2 protein-coding genes are annotated in these 26,352 nt (G+C 69.9%); both read right to left on the reverse strand.

Annotation, left to right across the window (positions count from 1 at the left end):
• On the reverse strand, positions 1 to 795 hold the full coding sequence (locus tag ACWEKR_RS10315; RefSeq protein WP_452354226.1) for an FkbM family methyltransferase: 795 nt from the start codon (positions 793 to 795) through the stop codon (positions 1 to 3).
• On the reverse strand, positions 789 to 25,244 hold the full coding sequence (locus ACWEKR_RS10320) for a non-ribosomal peptide synthase/polyketide synthase (protein WP_452354227.1): 24,456 nt from the start codon (positions 25,242 to 25,244) through the stop codon (positions 789 to 791). Before ACWEKR_RS10320 ends, ACWEKR_RS10315 begins: the two co-directional genes overlap by 7 nt.
• Between the last annotated feature and the right edge of the window lie 1,108 nt (positions 25,245 to 26,352).

The raw sequence follows: 26,352 nt of genomic DNA on the forward strand, positions 1-26,352 counted from the left end.
TCAGGCGGTCTCCGGCCGCACGGCGTAGATCTCGTGCAGTTCGGTCCCCCTCAGGCTCGGGTCCTGGCGGGTTCGCGCGAGCAGGCCGTGCCTGCGCAGCAATGCACAGCACTGCGCCAAACGATCCTCCCGGTCGTGCACCTCGGCGACCACGGCGCGAATACGCGGCCAGTCCGTGTCGGCCACCCCGAGCAGCACGTCCAGCTCCGCTCGCTCGACATCGACCTTGAGCAAGCCGACCTCGGCGTTCGGACCGTGCTCGCGCAGGATCGCCGAGACGGTGGTGACCTCGACGTCCATGCGCTCACCCTCGTGCAGCCCGGCGGTGATGAGCGCGATGGCCTCGTCGTCGAGACCGCTGTTGCGCAGATAGATCTCGGTGGCTTCATCGTCCGCAGCGCGGTCGGCATAGAGCCCGGAATTCGCCGAGGCTCGCGGGTACCAGGTGAACGGCGCACTGCCGGGCGCGGCGCCGACCGCGACCTGCAGTGCCACCCCGTCCGGCACGTGCGCGCCCATGTTGCGCTGTAGACAGTCGAAGGTCGCCGGGGCCGGCTCGGCGGCGATCACCCGCACCCCGGGGCAGGTGTCGGCGAACATCATCGCGCTCAGCCCGATGTTCGCGCCGATATCGAGTGCGATGTCCCCCGGCCGCAAGAGCGCGGCGGCTAGCCGGTAGAAACCGTCGGTCGACATCTCGCCCCACAGCATCCGCGCCTCGGCCGGACTGGTGCAGGCGACCGTCCTGCCGTCCTCGAGCCGGAGTTGCTGGAGTTGATCGAGAGTCTTCAGCATTCGTTCAAGAACCTTTCGAGGATCGGGCCGATGACGGCCAATGCGTGCGGGTGGGTCAATTCCAGATGCCGTGCGTCGACGACCGTGTTGTGCAGGTCGCCGGTGATGAAGGGCCGCCACGTCCGCACCACGGCGTCGCGGTCCGCGCGGTCTTTCCCCGCGGTGAAGAAGACCAGGTCGCCGTCGAAGACGCCCGGCCGGTACTCCTCGGCGATGGCGGTGGCGGTCTCGAAGCTCTCCATCACCCGGTCGACCTGTTCGGCGGTGAACATGCCGGTGGCGGTGACCTGCGCGCGAATCACCGCCCACGCCTGTTCGTTGGTATCCGCGGTCACCTCCGCGCCCAGATCGAACAGCTCACGCCAGCCGCCGAGCAGATCGGCCATCAGTTCGCCCGGCGCGGGCTCGTCGGCGGTGGAGTCCATCGACGCGGCCAGCGCCTCGGAGTCGCCGACGGCGCTGTCCATCATCGCCAGCATGCCGACCCGCTGCCCCTCCTGCTGGAGCCGGACGGCGACGGCATGGGCGATCGCACCGCCCAGCGACCACCCGAGCAGGTGGTACGGGCCGCTGGGTTGCAGCCGGCGAATCTCGGCCACATAGCGTTCGGCGAGTTCGTCGACCGAATGCGCACCCGGTTCGCCCGCCACGACGTGGGGATCCTGCAAGCCGTAGACCGGCCGGTCCTTGTGCAGATGCTCGACCACGCCACCGTAGAACCACGCCAGACCGCCCGCGGGGTGCACCGCGAACACCGCGGGCTTCCCGCCCTGCGCGCGCAGCGGCAGCAACACTTGCAGGCCCGAGCCGCCCGCTGCGCCGTCGGCCCTGGCGGCCAGCGCTCGCGGCGTCGCGTCGTCGAACATCCACGGCAGCTGGATGGTCACGCCGCGACCGCGCAACTCGGTCACCACCATCGTGGCCAGCAGCGAGTTGCCGCCGAGGTCGAAGAACCCGTCCGTGGCTCCGACGCGCCGGACGCCCAGAACGTGCGCGTAGACGTCGCTGATCACTTTCTCCGTGTGGGTCCGTGGCACCGCGAAAACGGCCGCCGATTCCTCGAACTCGGGCGCAGGCAATGCTTTTCGATCGAGCTTGCCGTTGACCGTCAACGGCAGTGCGGGCAGCACCATGATCGCCGCGGGCACCATGTAGCTCGTCAGGACCTCGGCGGCGGTCTCGCGGACCTCGGCCGGGTCGATCCGCTCGCCGCCGACCACGTAGCCGATCAGCTGGTCGACCCCGCGATCGTGCCGGTGCACCGCCGCCGCGGCCTGGGTGACCAGCGGGTGCCGCAGCAGCGCCGACTCCACCTCGCCGAGTTCGATGCGGAAACCGCGCAACTGCACCTGCGCGTCGGCCCGGCCCGCGTACGCCAGCTCCAGCCCGCTCGCCGATCTCCGCCACCGGCCCACGTCCCCGGACCGGTACAGCCGCGCGCCGTCGCGGTCGAACGGGTTGGCCACGAATCGGCTCGCGGTCAGTGCCTGCGCTCCGAGATACCCTCGCGAGAGCTGGTCACCGGCCACGTAGATCTCACCGGCGACGCCGATCGGCACCGGCCGCAAGCGGTCGTCGAGGACGTACACCCGCAATCCGGGGAGCGGAGCACCGATCCCGGCCGCAGCTGCCCGAGCCGGAGTGACCTCGGAGAACGTCACGTGCACGGTCGTCTCGGTGATGCCGTACATGTTGACCAGCCGCGGCGATCCCGGCTCGTGCGCGGCGAACCAGTCGTCCAACCGGGACGCGTCCAGCGCCTCGCCGCCGAAGACGACATAGCGGAGCGCCAGATCGCCCGCCGGGCATCCTGCTTCCCGGTAGCGGCGCTCGGCATCGGCGAAACCGTAGAACGCCGAAGGTGTCTGGCTCAACACCGTCACGCCTTCGCGGGCCACGACCTCCACGAAGGTCTCCGGCGACCTCGAGGTGTCGTAGTCGACCACGACTACCTTGCCGCCGGACAGCAACGCACCCCAGATCTCCCACACCGCGAAATCGAAGGCGTAGGAATGGAACATCGTCCACACGTCGTCGGGTCCGAGGTCGAAGCGCTCGGCCGCGTTGGTGAACAGGGTCACCGCTTCACGATGGCCGACCGTCACGCCCTTGGGCCGGCCCGTCGATCCCGACGTGTAGATCACGTAGGCGATGTTGCCCGGTCGCGCACTGGAAACCATCGGATCCGAAGCGTCGTCGCAATCCTCGAGCAGCAGTACCGGCGCGGCGCACTCCGGCACCGCCGCGGACATGCCCGCCGTGGTCAGCACCGCAGACGGACGCGCGTCGTCCAGCATGAAACGCAACCGTTCCGACGGATACGCCACATCCAGCGGCAGATACCCCGCCCCCGCGCGCACGACGCCGAGCAGGCCCACCACCAGGTCGGTCGAGCGCGGCAACGCCACGGCCACCAGCGATTCCGGTCCCACGCCGAGCTCGGTCAGCCGTGCCGCCACCGCGGCGGCGCGCCGATCCAGCTCCGCGTAGGTCAGCTGCACCCGGCCGTCGGATACCGCGACCGCGTCCGGCCGTGCGGCTGCCTGAGTGGCGAACAGCTCGGCCAGGGTGGTCTCGGGTACCGCGACCCCCGCGTCACCGGCCGCGTCGAGCACCGCTCGACGCTCCCCCGCGTCCACGAGGTCGATGTCGCCGACCGCTACCGCGGGGTCGGCGGTCACCTCCTCCAGAATCCGCACGTAAGCCTGCGCGAACCGGGTCATCGTCTCCTCGACGAAGAGATCGGTGGCGTAGGTCAGGCGTCCGCGAATGCCGTCCGGCTGACCCTGGACGCCCGAGCGTTCGACCAGGCTCAGGTTCAGGTCGGCCTGCGCCGGTTCGAATCCGTTCTCGACCGGCTCCACGATCAACCCGGGCAGTTCCAGCGCGGCCTTGCTCAGGTTCTGGACATCGAGCGTGACCTGATACAGCGGCAGATGCGCGGTGGACCGCGGCGGGTTCAGCGCCTCCACCACTTGCTCGAACGGCACGTCGGCATGCGCGAACGCGGCCAGGTCCGTTTCCCGGGTCGCCGCGAGCAGCTCGGCGAACGACTGGCGCGACGACACCCGCGACCGCAGCACGAGGGTGTTGACGAACATGCCGATCAGATCATCGAGTTCGCGCTCGCCGCGGCCCGCCACCGGGGTGCCCACCGCGACGTCATCGACCCCGGCCAGCCGCGAAAGCAGGACGGCCAGCGCGGCGTGCAGGACCATGAACACCGTCGCGTTCGCCGTGCGTGCGACCGCGCCGATCCGCTCCTGCAACGCGGCGGAGATCGCGAAGTCCACCGTGCGGCCGCGCATGGACGCCACCGGCGGGCGCGGCAGGTCGGTCGGCAATTCGAGCAGTTCCGGCAACCCGCCGAGGGTGTCCTTCCAGAAACGCAACTGCTGGGACAGGACCGAGCCCGGGTCGTGCTCGTCGCCGAGCACGTCGCGCTGCCACAGGGTGTAGTCCGCGTACTGGACCGCGAGCGCGGGCCAGAGCGGCTGCGTGCCTTGCTTGCTCGCCTGGTAGGCCATCGCCACGTCCCGGGCGAGCGGCAGCATGGACTGCCCGTCGGCGCAGATGTGGTGCACGGCGATGACCAGGACGTGCTCGTCCTCGCCGAGCCGGAACAACTCCGCGCGCACCGGGGGCGCCTGTGTCACGTCGAAGCTCGCCGAAACCGTGGCGAACACACGCTCCATCAGCCGTTCCGCCTCGACGTCGACCGCGTCGAGTCCGGCCGGGACCTCCTCGACGGGTACCACGACCTGATGCGGCGTCCCATCGGTCATCGGGAACTTGGTGCGCAGCGACTCGTGCCGAGCGACGACCAGCGCGCACGCGCGTCGCAACGCGTCGAGGTCGAGGTCGCCCTTCAGCCGGATCACCAACGGGATGTTGTAGGCGCCCACAGCGGTGTCGAGCTGATTGAGGAACCACATCCGCTGCTGGGCCATCGACAGCGGGACGAGCGCGGGACGGGTGCGCGCTACCAAGGGCACCCGGACCGCCCGCTCGGAGGTGTCCAGCCGGGCGGCGAGCTCGGCGACCGTCGGCGCTTCGAACAGGTCGCGAACGCCGACACTCACCCCGAGCGCGGTGCTCAACTGGGCGGTCACCCGGGTCGCCGACAGTGAATTGCCGCCGAGGTCGAAGAAGCTGTCGGTGGCCCCGACCCGGTCGAGGTCCAAGACGTTTCCGAACACTTCCGCGACCTGCCGTTCGGTCTCCGTACGCGGAGCCGTCCAGGGCCGTTCCGTCGTGAATTCCGGTGCGGGGAGGGCCAAGCGATCGAGCTTGCCGGTCCTGGTGAGCGGGAATTCGGGGAGCACCGTGCACACGTCGGGCACCATGTGCGCGGGCAGCCGCAGCCGCGCGGCGGTCCTGACCTGCTCCGGATCCAAGCCGTCGGCGCCGACCAGATAGCCGGCGAGCCTGCCGATGCCGCGCTCGTCCTTGCGCAGCACGACCACCGCGTGTTCCACCCCGGGTTGTGCGGCGAGCACCGCCTCGATCTCACCGAGTTCGATGCGCTGGCCGCGGATCTTGACCTGGAAATCGCTGCGGCCGAGGTATTCCACGGTGTGTTCCGGCGTCCAGCGAGCCAGGTCACCGGTGCGGTACATGCGCGACCCCGGCGCGCCGAACGGGTTCGCCACGAACGCACCGGACGTCGCCACCGGCCGGTTGACGTAGCCGCGGGCCAGTTGCACACCCCCGAGATACAACTCGCCGACCACGCCCACCGGCACCGGTCGCAGCCACGCGTCCAGCACGACGGCCTCGACGCCGCTGATCGGACCACCGATCGTGACGGTCTCGCCGGGATGCAGTGGATCGCTGATGCCGGCCAGGATCGTCGTCTCGGTCGGGCCGTATCCGTTCAGCAGCCGCCGGCCCGGCGACCACTGCGTCACGATCTCCGGCGTCACCGCCTCGCCACCGGCCATCAACACGCGCAGCGAATCCAGCCCCTCCGGTGACATCGTCGACAGCACGCTCGGCGTGATGAACGAATGCGACACGCGCTGCGCGCGAATGAACTCCGCCAAGTCGGGTCCGCCGAACACCTCCGGCGGCGGCACCACGAGCACGGCGCCGTTGGTGTGGGCCAGCAGCAGCTCGAGCACCACCACGTCGAAACCGGGAGCGGACGCGTTCAGCACCCGGGACCGGTTGTCCGCGCCGAAGCGTTCCCGTTGCACCGCAGCGAAGTTGGCCAACCCCTCGTGCGTGACGGCAACGCCCTTCGGCGTTCCGGTCGATCCCGAGGTGTACAGCACGTAGGCGGTGTCGCGAACATGCGGCCTCCGCAGCCGATCCCGGTCGGTCACCGCGGCCGAGGACCGCGCCTCGATCGCCTCGCCGATTTCCGGATCATCGAGCACCAGCCGCCGGACAGGGTCGGGAACCAGCTCTCGCGACGCCGCAACCGTGACCGCGACCCGCACCTGGGAGTCGGCGACCATGTGCGCGACACGTTCCGCCGGGTTCCGCGGATCCACCGGGAGGAACGCGGCGCCGGTCTTGGCCACCGCCCACATGCCGACCACGAGTTGCACCGACCGCGCCATGGCCAACGCCACCTGGTCGCCCGGGCCGACGCCCCAATCGATCAGTTCGCGCGCGACCCGGTTAGACCACGCGTCCAACTCGGCGTACGACAGCGTGCGCTCAGCCGAAACCACCGCCGGCGCATCCGGATTCACCGCGGTACCAGACGTCAGCAACTCCGCCAGCACTCGGGGCGCTTCGGCAGGTCCGCCGGTGGCGGGTACCAGCGCACGGCGCTCTGCCGCGGTCAACAGGTCGAGCGCGCCCAGCCGCGCTCCCGGGTCGGCCGTGACAGCGCGCAGCACGGTCTCCATCCGAGCGGCCAGACCGGCCGCCGTCCGGTCGTCCACGCGGGTCGGCTGGTAGCGGATCCGGATGTGCAGTCGGTCGGTCTGATGGGCCTGGACCGTGATCGGGTAGTGCGCGGCGTCGCTTCCGTCCGCCGCGACCACCCGCATGCCGTCGATGTCCGCGTCGCCGAGGCCACTGCTGTCGACCGGGTAGGACTCGAAGACGACCAGCGTGTCGAACAGCGGGCCGGCGTGCGCCTCGGACAGGATCCGGGACAGTTCGACGTCGTGGTGATCGAGCAAACGGGTGTTGTCCGCCTGCAACCGCCACAGCGCGTCCGCCACGGTAGCCTCCCGCGGGACGTGCACGGCCACCGGGATCGTGTTGATGAACAAGCCGATCATCGATTCCACGCCGGGCAGGTCGGCGGGACGTCCCGAAACCGTGCTGCCGAACACGACACGTTCGACGCCGAGCAGGTTGCCCAGGACCACCGCCCAGGCGAACTGCACGATCGTCGCCATGGTGACCGCCCGTGCCCGAGCGAATTCCACCAGCTCGGCGGTGACGGCGCGATCCAGCTCGACCGCGAGGTCGACCGGGATGCCGACCGTGGTGTGCGTCCGCGTGTCGGCGACCATCGTGGGTTCGGTGAACTCGCGCAGGGCGTCGCGCCACACCTCGAGACCGGCGGCCGGCTCGCGCCGATCCAGCCATTCCAGGTAGCCGCGGTAGGACGCCGCGGCGGGCAACAGTTCGGCGCGTGCGCTCACCGCGTACAGGCCGATCAGCTCGCGCCAGAGCAACGGCAGCGACCAGCCGTCCAGCAGCAGGTGGTGCGCCGTCAGCACCAGCCGGTAGTCCTGCGGTCCCACCTCGACGAACAGAAAACGCAGCAGCGGAGGATCGGCCGGATCGAACGGGACCGCGCGCTCGGCCGCGATCAGCTCCTCCGGCGTCGTCGTGCCGTCGCGCAGATCCACCCTCCGCCAGCGCACAACCGCGGCGGCGGGAATCACCTGCGCCGGAACGCCTTCGACGGTCCGGACGAACGCCGCGCGCAGGTTGGGGTGACGCTGCAGCAAGGCCGCCGCGGACCGCTCGAGCCGATCTTCGTCGATCACACCGGCGAGGGCGAGGGTGGATTGCGCCGTGTAGACGTCGAGATCACCCGCCGCGAGTTCGGCGTGGAACAGCAGACCCGCCTGCAGCGGCGCCAACGACCAGACATCCCCGAGGGCACCGTAACGGTCCGCGAACGCGTCCAGGTCGGACTGCGTGACCGCGACGAGCGGAACGTCGGCGGGTGAGAAGCCCCAGTCCGCGTCGGTGCGGGCCGCCGCAACGATCGCGGTCACCGCATCGACCCACGCGTCGACGAGTTCGGTCACGTCGTCGTGGCCGAGCAACCGGGACGCGTATCCGACCTGCGCCGACAAGCGCGGACCGGCCTCGGTGTCCACGATGTTGACGTCGATGGTGAGGGCCGCGGCCGCGGGCATGTCCGGGTCGAAGGCGCCACGCCGGTCGAACGGCTCGTCGGTCGGAATCCACGCCAGCTCCGACAGCGCGGTGAGGTCGACGCCGACGCGGCCGAGATTGTTGAAACTGATCTGCGGCTCCGGCAGCGCGGCGAGTCGCTCGGCCGTGTCCGCGTACAGGTAGCGCAGCAGGCCGTAGCCGATGCCCTTGTCCGGAATGCCGCGCAACTGCTCCTTGACGGCCTTCACCGCGGCCCGCGGATCGTCCTCGACGCCGTTCAGCTCGAGCGCCACCGGATAGGTGTTGGTGAACCACCCCACCGTGCGGGAGACATCCGCGCCCTCGGCGACCTGTTCCGCCCGGCCGTGCCCCTCCAGCAGGACCTTGACACCCGCGTGCGCGACGCCGCGCCGGTGGCGCCAGCGGGTCGTCGCCACGGCCAGAGCGGCCAGCAACGCGTCGTCCACGCTGCCGTGCGCGGCCTTCGGGACCACGTCGAGCATCGCCGAGGTGACATCGGTGGGGAGGGATACCGTCAGATGCCGCACGGTCGACTGGACGTCGACGGCGGGATCCAGCACCGCGCTGCCGAGCAGTGGGTCGGGGGCCGTGCCCATCCGATGCCACAGTTCGAATTCTCCGGCGCGGGCCGCGGCGGCCTCGGCCACCGCGTGCGCCCACCGGCGCATGGATGTGCCCTGCGCGGGCAGTTCCACCGCGCGCCCCTGGGTGACCTGCTGCCATGCCGTCGCGAAATCGGGGATCAGGATCCGCCACGACACACCGTCGACCGCCAGGTGATGAACGACCACGAGAGCGCGTGCTTCGGCCTCGACACCGGATTCCGGCAGCAGGCACACGACCTGCACCATCCGGCCCGCCGCCGGGTCGAGACGGTCGGAGGCCTCGGCCAACGCCGCTTCCACCACCGCGGTGAACCCTTCGCTCCCCGGCTTCTCGTGTGCGCGGAAGGTGCGGGCGAACACCACGTCCGCGGCGTCGGCGGCGCTGTCCGGCGGCACCTCCAACCACTGCTCGCGCAGCCGCGCACGCAGCATGTCGTGCTGCTGGAGCACCGCTCGCACCGTCACGGTGACGTCCTCGACCCGCGCGTCGCGCGGCAACCGCACCAGCATCGATTGAGCGAACCGGGGGGCGGCGCCGAGGCGCTCGGTGAACCAGGCGATCACCGGGGTGAACGGGACCCGGCCCACGCCACCACCCGGCAGCTCCGCGAGCGAGACCCGTTCGGCGGCCACGGCGACCCGCGCCAGGCCCCGGACGGTCTTGTGCTCGAAGATGTCGCGCGCCGTCACGACGACGCCGGCCGACTTCAGCCGGGAAGCCAGCTGGATCGACAGGATGGAATCGCCACCGAGGGAGAAGAAGGAGGTGGTGACACCGACCGACTCGATGCCGAGCACGTCCGCGAACGCGGCCGCGACGGTCCGTTCCAGCTCTGTCGCCGCCGTCTGCCCGTCGTCGTCGGTGACTCGGAACACGGGTTCGGGCAACGCTTTCCGATCCACCTTGCCGGTCGAGGTGATCGGCATGCGGTCGAGCACGGTGACGACCGACGGCACCATGTGCGCGGGCAATGCCGACGCGATGTGCTCGAGCACGGTGTCCGGGTCCACCTCGGCTCCGGTGTCGGTCACGATATACGCGGCCAGCAGCGGCTGTCCTCCCGGCCCGGTACGGCTGACGGTCACCGCGGCGGCCACCTTCGGGTGCGTGAGCAGCGCCGCGTCGATCTCCCCGAGTTCGATGCGCTGGCCGCGAATCTTGATCTGGAAATCGCTGCGGCCGACGTATTCCAACGTGCGCTGCGCGGTCCAGCGGACGATGTCACCGGTGCGATACATCCGGGCACCCGGTGCGCCGTAGGGATTCGCGACGAACGCACCGGCTGTGACCGCGCGCCGGTTGAGGTATCCGCGCGCCAACTGGGCACCCGCGAGATACAACTCCCCCGCGACACCGACCGGTACCGGTCGCAGGCGTGCGTCCAGCACCACTGCCTCGGCGCCACGGATCGGGCCGCCGATGGCGATCGGATCGCCGGGCTGCACGGGGTCACTCATCGTGATCACGATCGTCGTCTCGGTCGGGCCGTAGATGTTGTGCAACCGCCGGCCGGGCGCCCAGGTGGCGATCAGTTCCGCGGGCACCATCTCACCGCCGACCGCGAGCATCCGTACCGACTCCAGGCCGGCGGGCGACATGGTGGCCAGCACGCTCGGCGTCAGGAAGGCGTGCGACACTTGATGTGTCCGGATCAGTTCGGCCAGATCCGGGCCGCCGAACACCTCCGACGGCGACACGACCAACGCCGCGCAGGCCGCGTGCGCCATCAAGGCTTCCAGCAGCACCGCGTCGAACGCGGGCGCCGCCACCTGCAGCACCCGGGACGTGCCGTCGACCCGGTATCGATCTCGCTGTTCCGCGGCGAAATTCGCCAACCCGGCATGCGTGACCACGACGCCCTTGGGCGTCCCCGTCGAACCCGATGTGTAGATCAGGTAGGCGGCGTCTTCCACCCGCAGGACACGTCCGCGTTCGGCGTCCGTCACCGGCTTGTCCGACTGCGCGGCGATCGCGTCCGCCGTCCGTGCCTCGTCGAGCATCAGCCAATCCACACCATCCGGCAGCGCCGCGCGAGTGGTCGCGAGCGTGATGCCGATACCGGCGCCGGAATCGCTCACCATATGGGCGATCCGCTCGACGGGGTAGCGCAGATCCACCGGGACGAACGTGGCGCCGGTCTTCACGATCGCCCACATGGCGACGTGATAGTCGACCGACCTCGGCACGGCCAGCGCGACGAACACTCCCGGGCCGGCGCCACGGGCGAGCAGCCCACGGGCGAGGCGGTTGGCCCTGCTGTCGAGTTCGGCGTAGGTGAGGGTTTCGGTGTCCCCGATCAGCGCCGTCGCCGCCGGGGCCGTGGCCGCGGCGGTGGCCAGCAGATCCGGAAGCAGGCACGGCTGCGTGCCCTCGATGCCCCGCACGGGCACCAACCGTTCGGCGTCGGCCGCGCTCAGCAGACCGATGCGGCCGATCGGCCGCGCGGGATCGGCGACGATGGCCTCGAGGACACGAACGAATCTCTCGGCCAGCGCCTGCGCGGTCGACTCGACGAAAAGATCGGTGGCGTAGATGATCTCGCCATCGATTCCGGCGGGTTGATCGCCCTCGCGGCGTTCGGTCACCAGCACGGTGAGGTCGGCCTTGGCCTGCGCGATACCGGGGTCGAGGACTTCCACGCCGATGCCGGGCAGCTCGAATCGGGCCGCCCGGGTGTTCTGCAACCCGAACATCACCTGGAACAGCGGCGAGTACGCCGTCGAACGGGGACGTCCGATGACGTCGACGAGCCGTTCGTAGGGCAGGTCGGCGTTGGCCAGCGCTTCGAGGTCGACGTCGCGCACCTGGCCGAGCAATTCCCGGAACGATCGGTCCTCGTCGATCCGTGTGCGCAGCACCACCGTGTTCACGAACATGCCCACCAGGTCGTCGAGTTCCGGCCTGCCGCGACCGGCCACCGGCGTGCCGACCGTGATGTCATCGCTGTGCGCGGTGCGCGCCAGCAGGATCGCCAGCGCCGCGTGCAGGACGACGAACACGGTGACGCCCTCCCGGTGGGCCAGCCGCACGACGGCATCGTGCAGCCGGGCCGGCATCTCGAACCGGATGTTGCCGCCGTCGGTGGACAGGGTCGCGGGGCGAGGCCGGTCCGTCGGCATGGCCAGCAGCTCGGGCGAGCCGTCGAGCACGTCGGTCCAGTATTCGATCTGCCGGGCGATCGGCGAGCCCGGATCGTCCTCGGCACCGAGCGACTCCTGTTGCCACATCGCGTAGTCGGCGTACTGGACCGCCAGCGGTTCCCACTGCGGCGCGTGGCCGCTCACCCGCGCCCGGTACGCGGCGAACACGTCCCGCGCGAGTGGAGCCATCGACGCGCCGTCGGCCGCGATGTGATGGACCACGACCACCAGCACATGCGTGTCCGGCGCGGTGCGATACAGCCGCGCCCGCACGGGCGCCGATTCCGCGACGTCGAATCCCGCCTCGACCGCGTCCCGGATCCGCTCGGCGAGTTCCGTTTCGCCGCTGACCGGCTCCGCCGCGAGGGTTACTTCCGCGCCGATCGCCGCGACGTCGCGCACCACTTGGCGGGGTTCGCCGTCGATGAGCGGATACACCGTCCGCAAGGGCTCGTGCCTGGCCACCACGTCCAGGAACGCCGCCCGCAGCGCATCGGTGTCCAACGGGCCGGTCAGGCGGGCCGCGAAGCAGATGTTGTAGGCCGAGGAGGCGGTGTCGAACTGGTTGAGGAACCAGATGCGCCGTTGCGCCGCCGCCAACGGGACCGCACCCGCGCGTGGCCGTGCGGTCAGGGCCACCGCGGTGGACCGGGTCCGGGCCGAAATCCGTTCGGCCAGTGCGGCGACCGTCGGCGCGTCGAACACGTCCCGGATGCCGACGTCGACACCGACGGCCGCCTGCGCCCGGGCCGCGAGCTGGGCGGCCGACAGCGAGTTGACGCCGATCTCGAAGACGTTCGCCGTCACGCTCACCCGGTCCCCGCCGGTCAGGTCGGCGACCAGCCGCGCCAGCAACGCCTCGGCGTCGGTGCGCGGCGAGACGAAGGCGTCGCCTGCCTCGAACACCGGGCGGGGCAGCGCCGACCGATCGAGTTTGCCGTTCGCGGTGAGCGGCATCGCGTCGAGCACCTGCACGGCGTCCGGCACCAGGTAGGACGGCAAGGTGCGGGTCAGCTGCTCACGGATCGCGCGGCCGTCGGTCACCGCGCCCGGTGCGAGGGTGACGTATCCGATGATGCGTTCGGTGGTCACGATCGCCACCGCACGCGCCACCTGCGCAACAGCGCGCAGCGCGGACTCGATGTCACCCGGCTCCACCCGCTGGCCGCGCACCTTCACCTGGAAGTCGCTGCGACCCAGGTACTCCAGCTCCCCGGTCTTGCGCCAGCGGACCAGGTCACCGGTCCGGTACAGCCGCTCCCCCGCCGCACCGAACGGGTTCGCGACGAAGGCGCCGCAGGTGAGGTCGGCGCGCGCGTGGTAACCGCGCGCCAGCTGGACACCGGAGACGTACAGCTCACCGACGACGCCGATCGGCACCGGCCGCAACCGCGCATCCAGCACGTAGACCTTCATGCCCGCGGCGGGCGCGCCGATCGGCACCGTCGCGGCGGTCGTCGCATGTGGTGCGCACCGTTGCGCGGTCACCACCTCCGCTTCCGCGGGCCCGTACCAGTTCACCAGTTCCGCGTGCGCGAAGACGCGCTCCGCCGCGTCGACCGTGCGTTGTGCCAACGCCTCGCCCGCGACGAACACCCGCCGGATCGACGGCAGTTCGGCGACACCGGCGGATTCCAGCAGGACGTCGAGCATCGACGGCACGAAGTGCACGGTCGTGATCTCGTTGCGCGCGATGATCTCCGCGAGGTAGGCGGGGTCGCGGTGACCGCCCGGTTCGGCGACCACGATGTGCGCGCCGGTCTGCAAGGGCCAGAACAACTCCCACACGGCGATGTCGAAGGTGATCGGCGTCTTGTGCAGCACCGCGTCGGACGCGCTGTGCGGCCACTGTCGCTGGGCCCAGGCCAACTGGCTCACGGTGGCGGCATGGGTCAGGGCCACGCCCTTGGGGACGCCCGTCGACCCGGAGGTGAACAGCACGTATGCCAAGTGGTTCGGCCGCAGCGGTGTGCGGCGTTCGGTGTCCGTGATCCGGGCACCGGACAGGCTCGTCACGTCCAGCCGGTCGATCGGCGCGTACTCGAATCCGTCCGGCAGACCGTCGCCGTCGCTCGCGGTCGTGAGCACCAGCAGCGGACCGGCCGCGCCCAGCACGTGCGCGATCCGCGCGCTCGGGTGATCCGGGTCGATCGGCAGGAACGCCGCGCCCGCCTTCACCACCGCGTAGAGAGCCGTGACGAGCTCGGCCGAGCGGCGAATCGCCACCGCCACCACCGTTTCCGGACCGGCACCGCGCGCGATGAGCCACCGGGCCAGCCGGTTGACGTTCGCGTCGAAGTCCCGATAGGTCGACGTGCTGCCGTCCGGCAGGCGCAGCGCCATACCGTCCGGGGTGCGGGCGACCTGTTCGTCGAAGACGTCGACCAGCGTCCGGCCCGCCGCGGCGGAGCCACCGGTGTCGTTCCACCGCTCCAGCACCTGCGACCGCTCCGCCTCGTCGAGCAACCCGAGCGCCCCGACGGTGGCCTCGGCGTCGCGGGCCGCGGCGTCGAGAACGCCAACGAATCGGTCGGCGAAGCGCCGCACGGTGTCCTCGTCGAAGAGGTCCGTGGCGTAGGTCAGCCGCAGCGTCATGCCGGTGGGCTCGTTGTGGGCGCCGTGGCCCTCGCTGATCATCAACAGCAGGTCGTAGATCGCCGCGCTGTCGCCCGGGTCGACGTTCTCAACGGTGAGGCCGGGCAGCTCGACGCGAGCGCGGGCCATGTTCTGGTAGGCGAGCAGCACCTGGAACAACGGCGTGTGCGCGGTCGAGCGCACCGGGTTGAGCGCGTCGACCAGTTGCTCGAACGGCACCGTCGCGTGGTCGAACGCCTCGATGTCGGTGCGCCGCACGTCGTCCAGCAAGCTCGCGAAGGTCTGATCGAGGGAGACCCGTGTCCGCATCACCAAGGTGTTGACGAACATTCCGACCAGGTGGTCCAGCGACCGGTCGCCCCGGCCCGCGTGCGGAACGCCGACGGTGACGTCGTCGCTGCCGGACAGCCGCGACAGCAACACCGCCAGGGCCGCGTGCACCACCATGAACGTCGTGGCCCCGGCTCGCCGCGCCAGCGATTCCACCCGGCCTTGCAGTTCACCGGGGATGGCGACCTGGATCACCGCGCCGCGCTGGGACTGTTCGATCGGCCTCGGACGGTCGGTCGGCAACTCGAGCAGATCGGGGACGCCCGCGAGTCGGGTTCGCCAGTAGGCGATGTCGCGGCCCACGAACGAATCCGGGTCGTCGACGGAACCGAGCACCGTTCGCTGCCACAGGGCATAGTCGGCGAATTGCACCGCCAGCGGCGCCCAGTCCGGTGCGGTACCCCCGGAACGCGCCCGATACGCCGTCACCAGATCGGCGGCGAGCGGAGCCACCGAGAAGCCGTCGCAACTGATGTGGTGCGCGGCCAGCGCGAGGGTCCACGCCTCGTCCGACAACTGGTACAGCGCCACGCGCAGCGGCACGCCCGCGGCGACGTCGAATCCGGTGCCGCAGAATTCGGCCAGCCGGTGTGGCAGCTCCCGCTCGCCGACCGCCTGCGGGGTGAGATCGCACGTCGCCAGCACGTCCTCGGCGTCGAGCACGACCTGGGTGGGTGTGCCGTCGACCGCCGGGTACATCGTGCGCAGGCTCTCGTGCCGTTCGACGACATCGCCCACGGCAGCGGTCAGCGCCGCCAGATCGAGCTCGCCTTCCAGCCGGATCGCCAGCGGCACCACGTATCCGGGTGCCGCCGGGTCGAACTGATTCAGGAACCACATCCGCGTCTGCGCGTGTGACAGCGGAATGCGTTCCGGCCGCGGGACCGGAGTCGGCGCGGGAAGCCCGGGAATCGCACGCAACTGGGCGATACGCTCGGCCAGGCCGGCCACGGTCGGAGCTTCGAAGATCGCGCGCACCGGGATGGTCACGTCGACGACGTCGCCGATCCGGCTCAATGCGCGCGTCGCGACCAGCGAGTTGCCGCCCAGTTCGAAGAAGTCGTCGTCCGCGCCGATTTCCGGCCGGTCGAACAGTTCCGCGAAGACCGCGGCGATCGCCTGTTCGACCAGCCCCCGGGGCGGCCGGAAGTCGGACTCCTGCGCGCTCGGGTCCGGTTCGGGCAGCGCCCGGTAGTCCACCTTGCCGTTGGCGTTGAGCGGAATCGAGTCGATCCGGGTCACCGAGGAGGGCACCATGTAGGCAGGCAGCCGGTCCAGCAGCGCAGCCCGGACCTGCCGGACGTCGAGTGCCGCGTCCGCGACCACGTAGGCCACCAGCCGCTGCTCACCGCCGCCGACGCGTACCTGCGCGACGGCCGCGTGCACCTGCTCGTGCGCGACCAGCGCCGCTTCGATGTCGCCGAGTTCGATCCGCAGGCCGCGCAACTTCACCTGGGTGTCGGCGCGGCCGACGTAACGCAAGTTGCCGTCCTCATCCCAGCGCACCAGGTCTCCGGTGCGGTAGAACCGAGCGCCGTGCGTGCCGGTGAAGGGATCGGCTACGAACGTCGCCGCGGTCAGACCCTGGCGGTCCTGGTACCCGCGAGCCAGCTGGACACCGCCGAGGTACAGCTCACCGGTCACGCCGACCGGCACCGGATGCAACCGCGCGTCCAGGACGTGCACGGTCACGTTCGCCTCGGGCACGCCGATCGGCACCGCCGCGCCCTCGACCGAGTCGATCCGGTGTGCGGTGACGCTGACCGCGGCCTCTGTCGGGCCGTACAGATTGTCGATGCGCGCGTCGCTGAAATCCCGGAACCGGCGCACGATCTCGGCAGACAGCGCCTCACCGATGCACAGCACCCGGCGCAGGTCGGGGAATTCGCGCGGCGCGGCCACCTCGAGGAACGCCGAGAGCAGCGACGGCACGAAATCCACCGTCGTCACCCGATACTCGGCGATCAGCCGGGCCACTTCCCGTGGATCGCTCTGCGCGTCGGGACCGGCGACGACCAAGGCCGCGCCACAGGTCAACGCGGAGAACAGCTCCCAGACCGAGAGGTCGAAGGTCACCGGCGTGCGCAGCAGCATGACGTCGTCGCCGCCGAGTCGGTAGTGCTCGCGCATCCAGTGCAACTGGTTCACCACCGCGGCGTGCGGAACAGCGACGCCTTTGGGCACACCCGTCGAGCCGGAGGTGTAGATGACGTAGGCCAGGTCATCCGGGCGCAGCGGGCGCGTCCGGTCGGCATCGGTCACCGCGGAGGCGTCGAGCCGCTCGGCTTCGAGGTCGCCGAGCGTCCAGGCCGGCGCGTCGCCGGGCAGACTCGCCCGATCGTCCGGACGGGTGAGGATCGCGGCGGGCCGTGCGTCGGACACAACGGCGCGCACCCGATCGACGGGGTGATCCGGGTCCAGCGGCAAGTAGGCCGCACCCGCCGCGTGGATGGCGTACAGCGTGGTCAGCAGGTCCACCGAGCGGCGCATCGCCACCGCCACGACAGCATCCGGGCCGATTCCGCGGCGGATCAGCGCACGCGCCAGCGCGTTCACCCGGGCCGCGAATTCCCGGTAGTCGAGCCGGGCTCCACCGGCGGCGTCCACCACCGCCGTGTGTTCCGGCGTCGCCACGGCCTGCGCGGCGAACAGATCCGCGATCGTCACCGCCGGTGCCTGGGTGATCGCACCGCTGGACCGCTGCGCGATCTGCTGCGCTTCCGGTTCGGTGAGCAGATCGATGTCGCCGATGGCGCGGGTGGGATCGAGGACGATCGCGCGCAGCAACAGCAGGTAGCGATCGAACATCGCCGTGATCGTCGACTCGTCGAAAAGGTCCGTCGCGTAGCCGAATTCGACGGCCATGTCACCCGGCTCACCATCCGGCGCCAGGGCGTCGACCAGATTCAGGTGCAGGTCGTATTTCGCCACGCTCGGATCGGCCATCTGCGCCGACACCGTCAAGCCCTCGAACCGCACCGTCGGGATCTCGATGTTCTGGAACGAGAAGCCGACCTGCGTCAGCGGCGCGTGCGCCGTCGAGCGCGGCGGATTCATCACCTCGACCAACCGCTCGAACGGGATGTCGGCGTTCTCGAAAGCGGCCAGATCGGTGGCCCGGACCTGATCCAGGATCCGGACGAAGGACGCGCCGGGCGCGATGTGCGTGCGCAACACCAGCGTGTTGACGAACATGCCGACCAAGCCGTCCAGCCCCGGCTCGCCGCGACCGGCGATCGGGGTGCCGACCGCGATGTCCCCGGTGCCGGACAGCCGCGCCAGCAACGCCGCGTAGGCCGCGTGCATCACCATGAAGACCGTCGCGTCGTGGCGGCGGGCCAGCGCGACCACTTCCCGGTGCAGATCCGCGGGAAGGGTGGCCGAGACGGTCGCGCCGCGGAACGACTGCTTCGCCGGCCGCGGACGGTCGGTGGGCAGATCCAGCACCTCGGGCAGTCCGGCGAGGGCCGCGAGCCAATAGCTGGTCTGCGCGACGGTCGGGCTGTGCGGATCGTCCTCGCTGCCGAGGAGCTTCCGCTGCCACAGCGCGTAATCCGCGTACTGCACCGGCAGCGGCGCCCACTGCGGCGCTTCGCGCCGGACCCGGGCCCGGTAGGCGCTCATCAGGTCCGCGGCCAGTGGTGCGAGCGAGGATCCGTCGAAGCTGATGTGATGGACCACGAGCACCAGGGAGTGGTCGTCGGGTGCACTGCGCAGCAGCGCCACCCGCAACGGCACTTCGGTGGTGACGTCGAAGCCCGTCGTCACCTCGGCGGCGACGCTCGCCTCGATCTCCCCGGCCGCGACGGTCACCGGCGTCAGCGGGCGCAGCGCCGCCTCCACCGGCACGATCACCTGGTGCGGTCCGCTGTCGCTGTCGGGGTAGACGGTGCGCAGCGCCTCGTGCCGTTCGAGCACATCCGCGATCGCCGCGTGCATCGCGGTCACGTCGAGGTCTCCGGACATCCGCACGACCAGCGGGATGTTGTACACCGCTGAGCTCGTGTCGAACTGGTTGAGGAACCACATGCGAGCCTGCGCCGGCGACAGCGGGATCCGGTCCGGGCGCTCCTGGGGGACCAGCGGCGCCCGAGTCGCCGCGTCGGCGCTGCGCAGCCGCTCGGCCAGCGCACCGATGGTCGGCGTCTCGAAGATGGCGCGTAACGGCACCTCGACACCGAACGCGCCGCTGAGCTGCGCCGCGGCGCGGGTGGCCGACAGCGAATTGCCGCCGAGGTCGAAGAAGCTGTCGAGGACGCCGACGCGGTCGATGCCGAGCACGCCCGCGCAGATGTCGGCGACGATCTGCTCGGTGGCATTGCGCGGCGGGACGAACTCGACGCCGGGAGCGAACTCCGGTTCCGGCAGGGCCGCGCGGTCGACCTTGCCCACCGACGACAGCGGCAGGGTGTCGAGCACCATGACCGTGTCCGGCACCATGTGCGACGGCAGGCGTTGCGCCGCGTACTCGGTCAGCGCCGCGGTGTCGACCGAGCCGTCCGCGGGCACCACGTACGCCGCCAGCCGCGAGCCGCTCTCGGCGTGCACGCCGACCACGACTGCCGCCGCGACGGCGGAATGTCCGGCGAGCACGGCTTCGATCTCGCCCAGTTCGATGCGCTGCCCGCGGATCTTGACCTGGAAGTCCGTGCGCCCCAGATATTCCAGCGTGTGTTCGGCGGTCCAGCGCGCCAGGTCACCGGTGCCGTACATGCGGGTGCCCGCAGGGCCGTACGGGTTGGCGACGAACGTGACCGCCGTGGAGGCGGGCCGGTTGAGGTACCCGCGGGAGAGCTGCACACCGGAGACGTACAGCTGCCCGGTCACCCCGACCGGGACGGGACGCAACCGCTCGTCGAGGACCACCGCGTCGACGCCGCGGATCGGGCCGCCGATGGTCACCGGGTCCCCGACGCACAGCGGGTCGCTGATCGCGACCATGATCGTGGTCTCGGTGGGCCCGTATCCGTTGTGCAGCCGTCGTCCCGGCGCCCACACGGCCACCGTCTCGGCCGACACCGCTTCGCCGCCCGCCACCAGCACCTGCAGCGAGTCGAGCCCGGCGGGAGACATCGTCGCGAGCACGCTCGGCGTCACGAAGGCATGCGAAACCTCCTGTGCGCGAATCAATTCCGCCAGCTGCGCACCGGCGAACACCTCCGGCGGCGACACCACCAGCACCGCGCCGTTCGCGTGTGCCATCAGCAGCTCCAGCATCACCGCGTCGAAGCCGGGCGCCGCCACCTGCAGCACGCGGGACCGCCGATCGACGCGATAGCGCTCCCTCTGCTCGATCGCGAAATTCGCCAAGCCCTCGTGGGTCACCGCCACGCCCTTCGGCTTGCCGGTCGAGCCCGAGGTGTACACCACATAGGCCGCGTCGGCCACCCGGCAGGCACGCAGGCGATCCGCGTCGGTGACCGCCGCGCAGGAGTGCGCCGCGAGGAACGCTTCGGTGGCAGGGTGGTCCAGGACCAGCTGCCGCACGTGGCCGGGAAGCAGAGCGTGCGACGCCTCGATGCTGAGCGCGACGTCCACGTTCGAGTCCGCGATCATGTGCGCCACCCGTTCGGCGGGGTAGCGCGGGTCGACCGGCACGAACGCGGCGCCCGCCCGCGCCACCGCCCACACGCCGACCACGAATTCCACCGACCGTCCCATGGCCAGCGCGACCTGGTCCCCCGGTCCCACGCCCCAGTCGATCAGCACGCGGGCGAGACGATTCGACCACTCGTCGAGCTCCCCGTAGGTGAGCACACGATTTCCCGCCACCACGGCAGGCGCGGTGCGCTCACCGACCAGCAGCACATCCGCCAGCACGCGGGGTTTCTCGGCACGACCACCGGATGCCGGGACCAATCCCAGGCGCTCGACTCCCGACAACAGGTCCACGTCGCCGACGCGCGCCCGCGGATTCGCCACGAACGCCTCGAGTATCCGGTTGAGCCGTTCGGCGAGCTCTTCGACGGTCTCGCGGTCGAACAGGTCCGTCGCGTAGTTGATCCGCAGCGCGACATCGCCACCGGCGGCGGTGTTCTCGGCGACGGTGACGATGATGTCCACCTTCGCCGGCTCGGCGCCGGAATCCAGCAGTTCGACGGTGAGTTCGGACAGCTCCAAGCTCGCCCGGGCCATGTTCTCGAACGCCAGATACACCTGGCACAGCGGCGCGTACGCCAAGGACCGCTTCGGATGCAGTTCGTCCACGACGCGCTCGTAGGGCAGGTCGCTGTTGGCGAAGGCATCGACGTCGATGCCCTTGACGCGGGCCAGGAACTCGGTGAACGACTCGTCGGAGGACACCTCGGTACGCAGCGGCACGGTGTTGACGAACATGCCGATGAGCGGCTCGAGCGCCCGTTCGCCGCGACCGGCGACCGGCGTGCCGATCGTGACGTCCGCCGAACCCGACAGCCGGGCCAGCAGGACGGCCAGCGCCGCGTGGACGACCATGAACGTCGTGACGTTGGCCGCGCGTGCCAGCCGCTCGATCCCGGCGAAGATCTCGGCCGGAATCACCGTGTCCGCGACGTCGCCGCGCATGGACTGGCGGGGCGGACGCGGCCGGTCCGCAGGCAGCTCCAGGACCGGCGGCATGCCCGCCAGTCGCTCGGACCAGTAGCGCAATTGGCGGGCGGCGCGCGAATCCGGATCGTCCGGGTCACCGAGGAGACTGCGATGCCAGACGCTGTAGTCCGCGTACTGAACGGTCAACGGTTCCCAATCCGGGGTCTTTCCCTGCACCCGGGCCTCGTAGGCGACGGCGACGTCGGCCGCGAGCGGCCGGAGCGAGGACCCGTCGCAGCAGATGTGGTGCAGAATAACCGCCAGCACATGCCGGCTGCGGTCCGCGGTCGCGAGCAGCGCCACCCGGATCGGGGCCCGCTCGCGCAAATCCGTGCCGACGGAGACGAGGTCGCGAAGTCGATGTTCGATCTCGTCCGGGTCGGTCGGCCGCGCAGTCAGGTCGAGACCGGCGACGACCTCTTCGGCGGGCAGGACGACCTGTACGCCCTCGCCGTTCACGGCGGGATAGACGGTACGCAGCGATTCGTGCCGATCGATCACGTCGGTGAGCGCGGCCCGCAACGCCGCGGCGTCGAGACGTCCGGTCAGCTGCACGATCAGCGGAATGTTGTAGGCGGCTGAGGTGGGGTCGGTCTGGTTGACCAGCCACATCCTGTTCTGCGCGGGCGCCAGCGGAATGGGCTCGGACCGGGGCGCCGCCGCCCGCAGCACGGGCCTGCCGGAACTGCTTCCGGCCTCGAGGTGCGCGGCCAGTTCCGCGACGGTCTGCTTGACGAACAGGTCACGCACCGACATGTCGCACCGGGTCACCTCAGCGATGCGCACGGCCGCGCTGGTCGCGGTGATCGAGTTGCCGCCGAGTTCGAAGAAGCTGTCGAACACGCCTACCCGGTCGGTGCCGAGAACTTCCGCGAAGACGTCCGCGATCGACTCCTCGACGACCGTGCGGGGCGCGACGTATGCCGCGGCCGAATCGAAGACCGGCTCGGGAAGCGCGCGGTAGTCCACTTTGCCGTTCACGGTCAGCGGCACCGCGTCGATCACGACGAGACTGGAGGGCACCATGTATTCCGGCAGTCGCCCGCCGACGTGGGTGCGTAAGGCGTCCGGATCCACGTCGGCGCCGACGGCGGGCACGACGTATCCGACCAGCCGGGCGGCCTCCGTGCCGGGCAGGTGCACGACGACGACCGCCGCGGCGACGGCGCCGTGCGACAGCAGCGCGTTGCGGATCTCGTCCAGCTCGATCCGGAACCCGCGCAACTGCACCTGCTGGTCGGCGCGGCCGCGATATTCCAGCTGGCCTCGGTGATTCCAGCGCGCCACGTCACCGCTGCGGTAGAGGCGTTCGCCCGGCTGTCCGAAGGGATCGGCGACGAAACGCCCGGCGCTCAGTGCGGGCCGTTTGAGGTAGCCGCGAGCGAGCTGTGTTCCCGCGACGTAGATTTCACCCCAGGCGCCGAGCGGGCACGGGCGCAAACGCTCGTCGAGGACATACGTGCGCAAGCCCGGCAATGCCGGGCCCACCGTGCTCGGTGCTCCCGGAACAGCGATGTCGGCGGTGAGACCGGTATAGGTGACGAAGACGGTGGTTTCGGTGATCCCATAGCTGTTGGCCAGCACCGGCAGCTCCGGGTTGTGCTCGTACCAGTCGGCCAACCCGGCGGGATCGAGGGCCTCACCCGACAGGACGACCAGGCGCAGCGACAGCTCGCCGTCCGGCTGACCGGCGTGCGTGTACCGCTGTCGCGCGGCCGCGAACTGGTAGAACGCCGACGGCGTCTGGCTGAAGACCGTGACCCGCTCGCGCGCCGCGAGCCGCACCATGTCGTCCGGCGAGCGGCTGGTGAGTCCGTCCACGACGACGATGCGGCCGCCGCTGACCAGCGGACCGAAGATCTCCCAGACCGAGTAGTCGAAGGCGAAGGAGTGGAACAGCGTCCACACGTCGTCGGATCGGATGCCGATCTCGGCGCACGAGTTCACCAGGTAGGTCGACACGGCCCGGTGGGTGATCGAGACGCCCTTCGGCCGGCCGGTCGATCCTGACGTGTAGATGACATAGGCGAGGTGGTCGGGACGCAGCACGCCCACCCGGTCGGCATCGGTGATCGGGTCCGCGGCTTCCTCGACGGCGAGGACATCCTCGAACAGCACGACGCGGCCGGGATCGCCCGGCACGTGCTCGCGCATGTCCCGCTTGGTCACCACCGCGATCGGGTTCGCGTCGCCCAGCACGTATTCGAGTCGCTCGGCGGGATGGGCGGTGTCGAGCGGAAGGTACCCGGCGCCGGATTTCAGTACGCCGAGCACCGCGACGATCAGATCGGCGTCGCGCGGCAGCGCGATGGCCACCAGCGTTTCCGGCCCCGCGCCGAGCGCGATGAGCCTGCGCGCGAACCGGTTCGAGCGTTCATCGAGTTCGCGGTAGGTGAGGGTGATGTCGTCGAATGTCACGGCGACCGCGGACGGCGTGGCCGCCGCCTGTCGTGTCAGCAGATCCACCAATGTGGCCGAGGGTGATTCACCGTCGCGGCCAGCGAGTTCCTCGACGATGCGCAGTTCCTCGGCGGGGCCGACGAGCGGGATGTCGCCGATGCGAGCGTCCAGGGGCGAGTCCATCATCCGGTGCAGGAAATCGAGGAACCGGTCGGCGTGCGACTCGAGTTCTTCCTGCCCGTAGAGGTTCGGATTGCCGTGCAGTTCGATGAGCAGTGGCGCGTCCGCGCCCGAGCGGTACAGGTTCAGTTGCAGATCGTCGAGCGCGCCGGAGGTCAGCGCGCGATAGCGGCCGACGGCCGAGCCGAGCCGAATCTCCGAATCGAAGAACAGGATGTTCACGATCGGGCCGAACGAGTTCGCGGACGATTCGATCGCGGCCGACTCGCGGCGCAAGTCCTCGAACCGGTACAGCTGATGACGCATGGCCGCGACCAGCTCGGACACCGACGCGCGGACCAGCTCCTCCACGGTGGTCGAATGGTGTACGGCGAAGCGGATCGGCACCATGTTCGCCAGCATCGCGGCGGCATTGCGCAGGCGCTTGGTCACCCGGGCGGTCACCGGCAGCGACAGCACGACATCCTCGGTGCCGGTCATCCGGGCGAGGAACGCGGCGAACGCCGCGATCACCACCTGCGCGGCGGACGCGTTCACTTCCTCGGCGTAGCGGTCGAGCCGATCGGACAGGCGTGCGGGCAGCTGCAAACCGGCCACGCGGTCGACCTTGCCGGAACGGGCCGTGCGGCCGGACAAGCTGACCGGCTTCGGGAGGTCGGAAACCTTGTTCAGCCAATACGCTTTGTCCGCCTCGTATCGCGAGCTGGCGCGATAGGCGTGCTCCGCCTCGACGATGTCGCGCAGGCTCGCCGCGTCCAGTCGGGTCGGCGGCCTGCCTTCCAGCAGGGCGTTGTAATGCTCGGCCATCCGGGTCAAGCTGTTGAACGCGCCGTACCCATCGATCACCAAATGGTGCGCGCGGCCGTACCAGAAGTAGTGGTCTTCGCCGACCCGGATGAGCCTCGTTTCGGTGAGCCGGTCACGACTCAGATCGACTGCCTTGGTGTTGTAGTCGCGGCGCATCCACTCCATCGCCGTCGCGACCGGATCCTCCGCATCGCTGAAATCCAGCACCGGCTCGTCATAGATGATGCCGCGGTCGACGAATTGATAGGGGCGGCCGTCGGATTCGACCACGCGCACCACCAGCGACTCGGTTTCGTGACCGCCGTCGTTCACCGCCCGGGTGAACGCGTCATAGTCCACCGGGCCCTCGATCTCGACGCAATGTGCGATGTTGACAGCCGGTCCACCGGGCACATGGTCCGCGAGCCACATGCCGTACTGCGCACTCGAGAGCGGAATCAGCCCCAGATCGCCGTCGGCGGTTCCGTCTGACTTCAGATTCATCGCATGTCCCCTTATTCATACCCGGACGCGCGAGGGCATGACGGAAGCACGCCGGCTCTCCGCGTCCGAAATCTGGCTTATATATGCACTTCGTGTACCAGGAAGCGGCGCTACCCCTGCGCTTCGCCGCTCCGTTCGAGTTCCGCGTGTAGCTCGATCCGCCGGTGCCCGACCTCCGATCGGCCGGCACTACGGCGACTCCCACACCTCCCGTTCGTCGGCATTTCCAGTCGTCTCAAAATCTGAAAACAGAACTTTTGAACCTGTGGTGAAGCATCGACACTCTGGCGGGACAAGCTATCTGACAGCAGCTCGGCTCAGTCTAGTGGTATCAAAGCTCCCAGCTCCGCACGGAAGCCGGGCGTTTCGAATCTCGGTGCACGCAATGCGGGCCATCGCACACCCAGGGCGATGCGACCCCCGTGTGCCCGTATCGCACAAGGAAGTGCCTGATGCCGAGGGGTGACTCCAGGTGGAGAGACCCGCGATCGGGCATCGTACATGCCGGGTCGGGGCCGGAATCAAGCCGGTATGGCCAATCCCGCGACGCGCAGCGGGAAGCGACCACCGACCGCCTGAGCCCCGGATCGACCATTGCCCGAAAAGAACCGAATCAGCAATATGGCAATGCTCTGGCAATTGACCGACAAAGCCCCTCCCTGCGGCCATCCGATTATCACACTTGCGCTTTACTTACATTTTCACCTCAGCGCCACTCCGGTACACCGAACTTATGTGCCGCTCGGATGCTCATATACATACTTCCGCGCGGAATCATGAACGTATTGCGCGATATTCCCGTCGAGCGCCGTCCTCTTGTTCGGAACGATCTCGTCGGGCCGCGTCGCTTTCCGCGCTCGCCATCATCCCGGTTCGCCGGACAGCCGAAAGCGCGCAGCCATCGGAGAGGGGCCTGTGAATGACATCCGGCCGGTCAAACCACGAATCCACTCCGCCAACCGGTTCGACGACAGCATGCCGGAGACCGGTACTGCGGCCGGCGCGGACGACCTCGCGACTACATCGAGCGCGAGCGAGTCACCCTGGGGTGTGTTAATCCGCAGCGGAACTCGTACGTCGAACGAAGCCACGAGCGATCCCGTCGGAT

The organism is Nocardia sp. NPDC004573, assembly GCF_053602135.1.